Raw genomic sequence first — 9295 nt, forward strand, 5'->3', positions numbered from 1 at the left:
GCTCCTCCGCCTTAGTTATCCCGACTCACGCACGCAACCTGACAGCTACTATGGATCGCGATCCTGCCACTGGCAATGATGAGCAGCCTACCCGCCGCCTGCCCGATTCCGACTCCAAGCCGTTTGACAGTCCTCCTGCTAGTCCATCTCCGTCACGAAAGGCGTTCTGGGCAGAGCTAGCAGGACTCAGTGTACTGGTCGCTGGCTTGCTGGGCTATGCGGCTTACCAGATGGTGGAAGAAGCTCCAGTATCTGTGTCGGCGAAGCCTTCGCCGAAGCTTTCACCCAAGCCAAATCGTTCTGCTACCAAGCCCATGCCTACGTCCGATCGTTCGGGGGCGATCGCGGGCGAACCTCAAGAAATCTACCTGCGAGCGCCCAAAACTGGAATTTACTACGCCGTGGACTCCTTGCTGAATGCGTCCCGGCGCGAAATCGCCAGCCGCAGCGGTCGGTTTTGTATCCGAATTGTCAACGGACCGATCGCTCCAGTGTCGGGCTACCAACAGGTCACGACCAGCAGCCTATCGTTGGATAGCAGCGGTACTACGATTGACGCGACGCAGGAAAAACTGACGTTTGACCACGCCTACACCGAGCTAAAGGATGCCAAAGGTCGCTGGCAGTGGCTAGGAGATAAGGTGGATCGATCGGGGGTAATGGAGCAGTGCCTCGCTGCCTCAACTAGCTTCGTGAAGAAGACGCGGGGCGATTTCATTAATCACGCAGAAGCAGCCCCGACGGACTAGGATCCTATCAAACGAGCTACACTCAATCCCTCCCAACCCTCGCCGCTTCGGGAAGGGAGCAAGATTTTCTCCTTTGCCTTCTGGTTCACTGCCACACGACCTACACCAGCCAAGACAAATCCCTGGGGTATGGCAAAGCGTTTTCTAGGGCGCAGTCGGCTGTGATACTCCGTCGTACTGAGAGAACTGGTGCCAAATCAATTGTGGTCGAGGCTTATGGGGATGGTGGTGCCTGAGCCGTTGCGATCGATCGGTCAAGGCTAGCCGGTGCGTAGTGATCAGCGGGGTACTGGTCTACATGCTGGAATAGCCCGATCGGCGCGGCAACCCGACAGGTAAAGAATTCGATCGCGGCTCTACCATCCGGCAGCACGCGCACTTTGGGCGAGAGATCTTTGGGCACGTCTATGCGCCACTTCCAGGGAATCTTTCCTGGAACGGTCTGAATCAGACGATGATGTGACCAGTTACAGAACTTGCCCAACGCTCCAAACTCGTGCAGTTCTCGTCGCAGCATCGAAGCGACCACAAATGACGCGACGGAGCGATCGCCCTCGATCGCCTGCATCACGTTTTCTAGCGCTCCCGCAGGCTGAGGCGGATGAGAGCGACCACCACTGTGAGTTAACGCCTGCTCTAGCTGGGCAGTCGTGCCTAACTCCTCTGGCAATGCCCACGTGACTCCCATCCCATCATTTTCGTTGCGGTAGAGGTAGCTAACTAATCGCATGTCCGGCTTCAGCCGCAGTCCTGGTAGCTTCAGCAGTGCGGCTCCTGGATTCATGACGCTGATAAACCATCGCCCGCGATTATTGGGGGCATTGGTCGCGTCCTCCACCGGACCCCCAAAATTGAACAACTCCCCCAGCGCACTCAAAGACGCTGGCTCTGGGAGTTCTTCAAGCTCATCGAGCAGCGTCCATGCTTTGGGAGCGTTCTCTGATTCGGGCAGCGTCAGGGACGTCTTGATATACTGCCGAATCTTTTGAACCGTTTCCAGAGGAATTTTTTGCACAGACATACGAGCACCGTATTTTCTGGAGTAGGACTGGACCCCTTAAAGCCGAGCCAATTCAGGTTCACACTCATCTAAATACCGCTTGGGGCAGCAGATAGGACTATACTGCAACTCACTGACCAATAGGCAGTATCCAGTGAGGGATTATCAGCGGACATCAAGACCGCATTACATAGTGGTTTCAGGCATGATCCAAAACAGACTTGCTTCACTGACTCTAAGCATTGCCCTACCATTCATCCTGCAAGTTAGCCGTTTCTCAGCCTAGCTACAGAATTCTTGATAAAGATTCTTCAATTGAGCGATTGCTTTTCTAGAATTCGAGGCATCATCTACGGGAGTTCCGGGTCATAACCCTGCTCGACGACGTGCAAAACCTGCAAACCCCGTTGTTAGAGGTGCCAATGTTGATGCGATCGTTCCTGACTTCTCGCCTGCTCCATCCAGCTAAACGACCCCTAATTTCTACCAGCCTGAGTGTGCTGCTGAGTCTGACGGGCAGCTGGTTGATTGCGTCCACGATCGTGTCTCCAAGCGCGCAGGCGTACACGGCTGATGTCAGCTTTGCGCTGGACGTGCAGCCGGACGAAAGCTATGACACGCTGTTGCGACGAGCAGAAGCCGTTGCTAGAGCCGCCGCGCAGCGCAGCTTTGATCGCGACATTTTGGTGACAGACGTTGCGGTTGCCGTCAGCGCCCAAAATCGAGCCACGATCGTGCCCGTTCTGTCGCTTAACGTCTCCCGCAGCCAGTGGCAAAGCCGACCCGACCCGCAGGTGTGGGCAACGTACTACCGCACCGCGCAAGCGCTCCTAAAAATTAATCCCGTGCCTCTAGCGACAGCGGCATCAGCACCCACGGTCGCACCCTCAACCCAACCAAGGCGATCGCGTCCAGTCGCCCCACGCCCCACAACTAAACCTGCTTCCTCCAGAACTACGGCAACTCCCAGTGTCTCCAGACCACGACGCGGCATTCTTCCAGAGCGCATTCCCACGCCTGCTCGGATTGGGAAATGAGTGAATTCAAGAGTTCCGAATTTCCTCTGAGTGAAGCTCTAATGCAGGAAATTGTTAAGCTCTATTTCAACTTGTTCGGATCTGCTGCCTGACGGCTCTTGCCTGCAAAATGTCCGTGATACGATGCATTTCGTAGCGTCTAACGAACTTTAGGAGAACAGCTTTGGCTCTACGGGTTGCAGTTGTTGGTGGGGGTCCAGCTGGATCGTCTGCCGCAGAAGTTTTGGCAAAAGCAGGGATTGAAACCTATTTAATCGAGCGCAAGTTAGACAACGTGAAGCCTTGCGGAGGTGCCATTCCGCTGTGCATGGTCAGCGAGTTTGAACTGCCCCCCGAAATCATCGATCGTCGCGTCCGCAAGATGAAGATGATTTCGCCCTCGAATATCGAGGTCAACATTGGCAGCACGCTGAAAAACGATGAGTACATCGGCATGTGCCGTCGCGAAGTGCTAGACGGCTTTCTGCGCGACCGCGCTGCCAAGCTGGGCGCAACCGTGATCAACGGCACGATGCACAAGCTGGAAATTCCCAGCCGCGACAATGCGCCGTACACGCTGCACTATGCCGATCACTCGAATGGCAGCCTGGAAGGAGAAACCAAGACGCTACAGGTGGATTTGGTCATCGGTGCGGATGGCGCCAACTCTCGCGTTGCCAAGGCGATCGACGCAGGTGACTATAACTACGCGATCGCCTTTCAGGAGCGGATTCGGCTCCCTGACGACAAGATGGCGTACTACGACGACCTCGCCGAAATGTACGTTGGAGACGATGTTTCTCCGGATTTCTATGCCTGGGTCTTTCCCAAATACGACCACGTGGCAGTGGGAACGGGAACCATGAAGCCCAATCAGGCACGCATTAAGCAGTTGCAAGCGGGCATCCGAGAGCGGGCTGCGGCAAAATTGCGGGGTGGCAAGATTATCCGCGTAGAAGCACACCCGATTCCAGAACATCCCAGACCTCGCCGGGTGGTGGGTCGCGTGGCGCTGGTGGGCGATGCCGCAGGCACCGTGACAAAATCCTCTGGTGAGGGCATCTACTTTGCGGCTAAGTCGGCGCGGATGTGTGCGGAGACGATCGTCGAGTTCTCCCACAAGGGTGAGCGCATTCCCACCGAGGCAGACCTGAAGGTGTACCTGAGACGCTGGGACCGCAAGTATGGCACAACCTATCTCGTGCTGGATTTGCTACAGCGAGTGTTCTACCGCTCCGACGCGACGCGGGAAGCATTCGTCGAGATGTGTGCGGACATCGATGTGCAGAAGCTGACGTTTGACAGCTACCTCTACAAAACCGTGGTTCCGGCAAATCCCCTGATCCAAATGAAGATCACGGCGAAGACGATCGGAAGCCTGCTGCGCGGTAATGCGCTGGCTCCTTAGCCTGTTGCCACGATCCTGTTGCCGCTGATCGTCTTGCTACGATCGCGGGTGCGACGAGCACCATTGCCAGCTTGAGTTTGATGCTGGCGGTGGTGCTCGTGTTGCTACAGTTAAACTTTGAACGGCTCTACGGCTGTCTGAAGCTGCTGTGCAATTTCTACCGTGTGCTGCAAAGAGTTGAACACTTTGCTAGAGGAATCAGACGTTTGTTGAGACGCCTGAACGACCTCTTCCATCAGCGCGGTAACGATTTGAGACGTTTCAGTTTGAGAGATCGTCGCCTCTGAGATTGACTTGACTAGCTGGTCAATCTGCTGAAACACACTGAAAATTTGATCGAGGCTCTGCTTTGTGTTCTGAATTGACTGCGTCCCTTCAACCACGATCGCGGTGCTCTGCTCCATCGCCTCGACGACCTGACTAGTCTCGCTTTGAATGGCGCTGACGATCACTTCCACCTCCTTAGTTGCATTAGCCGATCGAGTGGCAAGCTCACCAATCTCTTCTGCCAATGCTCCAAAGCCTTGTCCTTCTTCTCCGACGCGGGTTGCTTCAATTCCAGCATTAATCGCTAGCAGATGGGTTTGCAGGGCAATCCGTTCGATCAGCGAAGTCACTTTAGAGATTTGCTGGGAAGACTCACTCAGGCGCTTCATCTTCTTGGACGTATCTCCGATCACGCTGCGCAGATTCTGAATATTCTGCACGGTGAGATCCATCGCTGCGCTGCCTGACTCAGCCGTGCTTGAAGCACGACTTGCGACGACAGCGGCTTGATGAGCATCCTCGGCAACGGCTTGAATGGAAAGCGTCATTTGCTCAACGGAGTGCAGCGTTCGGGTTGTTTCTTCAGCTTGTTCAAGCGCGATGTTTGTGAGCTGCCGAATGGCAGCTTCGTCTTCTCCGATCGCTTGGCTCACTTGCAGGACGGATTGCTTGACGTTGGTGACAATTTCCCGCAGGCTCTCAACAATCGAGTTGAAAAAGTCAGCAACCGTACCGATTTCACCAACCGTCACTTCTGCCTGCACAGTCAAGTCGCCCTTGGCGGCTTCCTCAACTTGTTGCAGCAGAGCAACTAGCTGCTCCTGAAGGGCTTCCTTCTGCTGCCGCTGCTCTTCTGCCAGCTGTTCCGCCTGCTTGGCACTGGCTTCTTTCTGCTCCAGCAAATTGTTGCGATCGAGCACCAGCGCAAGCTGGTTTGCAACCTGAGAGAACAAATCGACTTCCGACTGCTTCCAGTTGCGAGGGGCAGAACATTGATGCGCAATTAGCAAGCCCAATAGCTGCTTTCCCTGTAAAATTGGCGCTACCAGATTCGCCTGTACTGCAAACGGCTTTAACTGGTTTAAATGGCACTCCGTCAGCCCAGCTTCGTAAATGTTGGGGGTCGCCTGCACCCGCCCCCGCTTGTACTTTTCCACGTAGTCTTTCTCAAAGCACGGGTCGTGAATTTCTGCCCCAAGCGCACGAGGAAAATCGGCTCCGACCGACTCAGCCGTGATGGTTCCTTTCCAGTTTTCATCGAACCGATAGACGATGACGCGATCGACTCTCAGCATCTGTCGAATCTGAACGAGTGGCAGTTGAGCTAAAACCGCTTCTGAGGTGTCACCCTGGGTCAGTTGCAGTGTAATATCTCGCAGCAGCTGCGATCGCTCCGCTTGCAGCTCTCGCCCCTGAATAAACGTGACGCGATCGAGCATGACCCCCAACTGCACCGCTAACTGCTTCATAAAGCTGATTTCTGTCTGCCGCCAGTCGTGCGTTGTGGCGCAGTGATGAGCAATCAGCAACCCAAACAGGTGATTTTCATGCAGAATTGGAACCACCAGATTGGCTTTAACCTGCAAACGCTCCATGAGTTTCAGGTGGTCAGGATGGAACCCAGCATTAAACACATCGCTGGTTGGTACAACCCGATCTTTCTGATAGGCATCCAGTAGAGATGTCGGGATGCAGGCGTCTTCAATTTCCTTGTTCAGCGCCCGCGTCCAGCTTGAAGTAACTGCCTCATGAGAGATGTAGCCGCTCCAGTCAGCCTTGAAGCGGTAAATGACCAGGCGATCGACTCCTAAAATCTGGCGAGCACTATCCAACGCTTCACTAAACACTTGCTCAATGTCTTGCTCGTTGAACGTGCGCCGGTTGGTGATTTTTGACAACAGATTGAGTTGTTCAACCACAATTGTCTGCTCGTTTAGCAGGCTTTTTACTCGTGCGATTAAGCCGTTAAAGGTTTGAGTTAAGGCGACTGTTTCCCTAGTGCCACGCGGTAGCGCGATCAAATTGGCTGCTGAAGCCGCTTGCTCAGCCGTGTCCTCTAGGTACCGTAGCGGAGCAGATGCCCGATGAGTGATATACAGAAGCGCCAAAACCGCGACGATCGCCAGAGCCAGAATTGGCGCGGTAAACGCAAGGAATGCTGCCTGCTGCACGGCGGTAATGTCTGCTAGGTCGATCGAGGCGATCGACACCCAGTTCGTTGTAGGAACGGTCGCGAGGGCATACTGCTTGTTGTCATAGACAAACGAAGCCGTCAAAGTTTGGGACTCTGCTTGTCGGGACGGAATCAGAGTGATTTCTTCAAGGGAATACTGCTCCTTGAGCTTTGCTAACTGGTCGGAAGTCAATCCCTGCTGGGAGGCTTTAACCAAAGAACTGGCAATGTCCCTGATTGCCTGACTACCCGTGACTTGCTGCTCATTACTGGACCCTTGAGCGGTGATCGTTGTAATGAGCGCTCCACTTGCTGTGTTGAGAAGTTGCACTTGTTGGGAGCCAGTCATCCCGCTGTATTTCAAATAATCTGCAAGCTGAGCCAGTTCCTCGGATTGCACCGCTCTGCTGTTGATTAAAGGCTTAGGCTCGATCGTCTCTGGAAGCTGTATGACTGTCGGTTTCGCTGCGCTGGCGGCTCCCTGACTGGCAAACAAAGATTGGTCCTTTAGCTGCTGTTTGCGTTGCTCCTTGCTCTGTTGCTGAAGCGTGTTGTACTCCAGCACGCTTGCGATTGCTAACGGAAGGAGCGCCGTTGGTAGAACCGCCTTTAGCAGCCAGCGTCGGAGGCTAGATCTTCTCCGGTGTACTTGTTTTGAGCTTTGCGAAGCAGCCTCGATCGTCGGAGAAACGCTGTGTGGATTCTGGCTACTGCCATCGTGTGCATTGCTCTGTTGAGACATCAATGATGAGCGGGAACTGAGACTAGTTCGCTTAGTTCGCTCTTGATAACCGCGGTCATCAGCAATGTTTTTTAAATCAACCACGAGAAAGCTCCAAACTAATTGTGAACGTGAAACATTGGTGACTCATTCAGCATGAGTAACCGACAAGCACCTCAGAAGCAGGACAAGTGCTGCTTCAAGCTGTGCTAGAGATAGCGATTTGAAGCTAGACCAGTATCTGTGTTGTGTTCAAATACGGACTCTCAACACAAGGTACTGATCTATCAGTCATGTTTTGTTGCGCAGGCTAGAGAGCATTTGCCTACAGGCTTTGCAAGCTGCGGTAGAGGCTCCCCCGGTCAATAATTCGAGACCGGCAGGACCTCCTACTGCGGTTCCTGCCTGAACCATTTCAGCTACTACATAAGCGACACAATCATCAAAATCAGCTAGTGAGTGCGGATGATCATCTCTCCAAGCTTCAGCAACAAAGCGTGCAAGCTTCTCAAATTCACGCTCAAACTCGATCGCGGGTACTCCCACACGATGTATGAAGGCAGGCGTTTGAGTGTTTGAATGTCTGTAAGTAGGCTCAGAATTATTGAGAGAACTCATGGTGATGAAACTTGAAGCTGCTTGTTGAACCAACCAATGAAGCTGACCTGCTTCACAGCAGGTCTCAATTAAACTTCACTGAAACGATAAATTTATCCAAAAAGTAACTATAGCTTGCCTGCCCTCAATGGGTCGCTTGGCTATGACGATAGTTACAGTGGCAATGCACCGTCCTGGAATAGGCTGACTCTTCTCGAGAACAAAGCCTTAGGTAGAGCTTACAATACACACCCATTCAATGTTGCTGCTGTACTGGTACAGGTTGATGCTTGTATAAAAATGTACAGGCGTAAAGCAGCAACATTGGACCATAATCAATCTCTAAATGAGATGCAACACGCGCGTTACAATTCGATACTATTGTGAATTGCGCTCGTAGAGCGGATTCCTGCGTTAAGCTTCATGAGAACTTCAAGAACTTCCTTTCTAAGTAAAGATACGGGAATGAGCCGTATAAAAACAACAGAACGACGTCTCTGAGTTTTGCATGGTTACTTCAGGCAGTACTTTAGAGTGACAGAAATGCTACTGCTTTTACAACCGAAAAATAGCTCTATTTGGCGAAAATCTCTCAGGGTTTTTGCTGATAAAAGCTGTTGACTCATGCGCAAAAGTAGCCTTCTTTGCCATTATGATCGGCAGAAGTCGTGCCAGAGGATCGTTCATTGTCCACACCAGAAATCCTGAATGACTGGCAGAATCGCTTCGTTCCAATTGCCAGAGGAGCTAGCCCAAATCATTGAATGTCGAGCTGCTGAGTTTAGGCTAGAACCGAGTGTTCTAGTAACAGAAATGTTGAACCAAGTGCCGGGGCGGTTATCGCTGCTAACGACTAGGGCAGATAATACAGCAGCCATTGAGTACGAGAATTGTTTAGCCGTTCAGTAGTTCCTTGCTCGTAACATCACCGATCGTAAATAGGCAGCGGCAAAAATTCGATCGCTGAGTTTAACGCTAATTCAGCAAACAAGAAGCGCTATATCTGCAAAGATGGTCAGCTAAAATGCGTTAAATCAACAGTTCTGGCGTTCTACAACCCACGAGAGTCTGTGCTGTCTGTCGAAGCAATCGAAGAGCTGGAATTCATTGCTCCTTGAACTCAACGGCGAACTCAACTGGTGCGGAAGAGCGCATTAGAACTAATACACCCGCCCTTTCCAGGCTCCGCCGCGTCCTTGCCAGTGGCGAATTGCCGAGTCGATCGTCATCAGCGTGTACAGAAACGCGATCGCGGGCAGGCAAAACGCAAACGCGGGCGAGCACTTGTAGAACCGCACGCTAGGAAAATACATCAGCGTCATTAGCAGCCACGTGACCAGTCCAAGAAGCGCGATCGTCCCGTG

General features: G+C 52.8%; 6 protein-coding genes and 1 pseudogene. 3 read left to right on the forward strand and 4 right to left on the reverse strand.

Annotation, left to right across the window (positions count from 1 at the left end; all coding sequences use genetic code 11):
* Nucleotides 1-749 (forward strand): hypothetical protein (locus H6F43_RS05225; RefSeq protein WP_206754539.1); only part of this gene is annotated, 749 nt, incomplete at its 5' end.
* Nucleotides 750-963: 214 nt separating this feature from the next.
* On the opposite strand, the gene H6F43_RS05230 is transcribed toward H6F43_RS05225, so the two are convergent.
* Complete coding sequence (locus H6F43_RS05230; protein ID WP_190341373.1) at nt 964-1770, reverse strand: hypothetical protein; 807 nt, start codon at nt 1768-1770, stop codon at nt 964-966.
* Between the two features lie 365 nt (nt 1771-2135).
* Here H6F43_RS05230 and H6F43_RS05235 point away from each other — a divergent pair, with 365 nt between their 5' ends.
* Both H6F43_RS05235 and chlP read left to right on the forward strand, forming a co-directional pair.
* Nucleotides 2136-2786, forward strand: a complete 651-nt coding sequence (locus H6F43_RS05235; protein ID WP_190341375.1) for a hypothetical protein — start codon at nt 2136-2138, stop codon at nt 2784-2786.
* Nucleotides 2787-2949: 163 nt separating this feature from the next.
* A complete protein-coding gene (chlP, locus tag H6F43_RS05240; protein WP_190341377.1) occupies nt 2950-4173 on the forward strand; it encodes a geranylgeranyl reductase in 1224 nt (407 codons plus the stop codon).
* A 110-nt stretch (nt 4174-4283) separates the two neighbouring features.
* Here chlP and H6F43_RS05245 read toward each other — a convergent pair whose 3' ends face one another.
* The 3 genes and pseudogenes from H6F43_RS05245 to H6F43_RS05255 all read right to left on the reverse strand — a co-directional run.
* On the reverse strand, nt 4284-7355 hold the full coding sequence (locus tag H6F43_RS05245; RefSeq protein WP_190341379.1) for a GAF domain-containing protein: 3072 nt from the start codon (nt 7353-7355) through the stop codon (nt 4284-4286).
* Nucleotides 7356-7625: 270 nt separating this feature from the next.
* Entirely contained in the window at nt 7626-7985 is a 360-nt protein-coding gene (locus H6F43_RS05250) for a hypothetical protein (RefSeq protein ID WP_190341381.1), read from the reverse strand.
* A gap of 1106 nt (nt 7986-9091) precedes the next feature.
* A pseudogene (locus H6F43_RS05255) lies at nt 9092-9295 on the reverse strand (glycosyl transferase family 2); the annotation flags it as partial.

This window comes from Leptolyngbya sp. FACHB-36 (assembly GCF_014695955.1).
Taxonomy (GTDB): domain Bacteria; phylum Cyanobacteriota; class Cyanobacteriia; order Leptolyngbyales; family Leptolyngbyaceae; genus FACHB-36.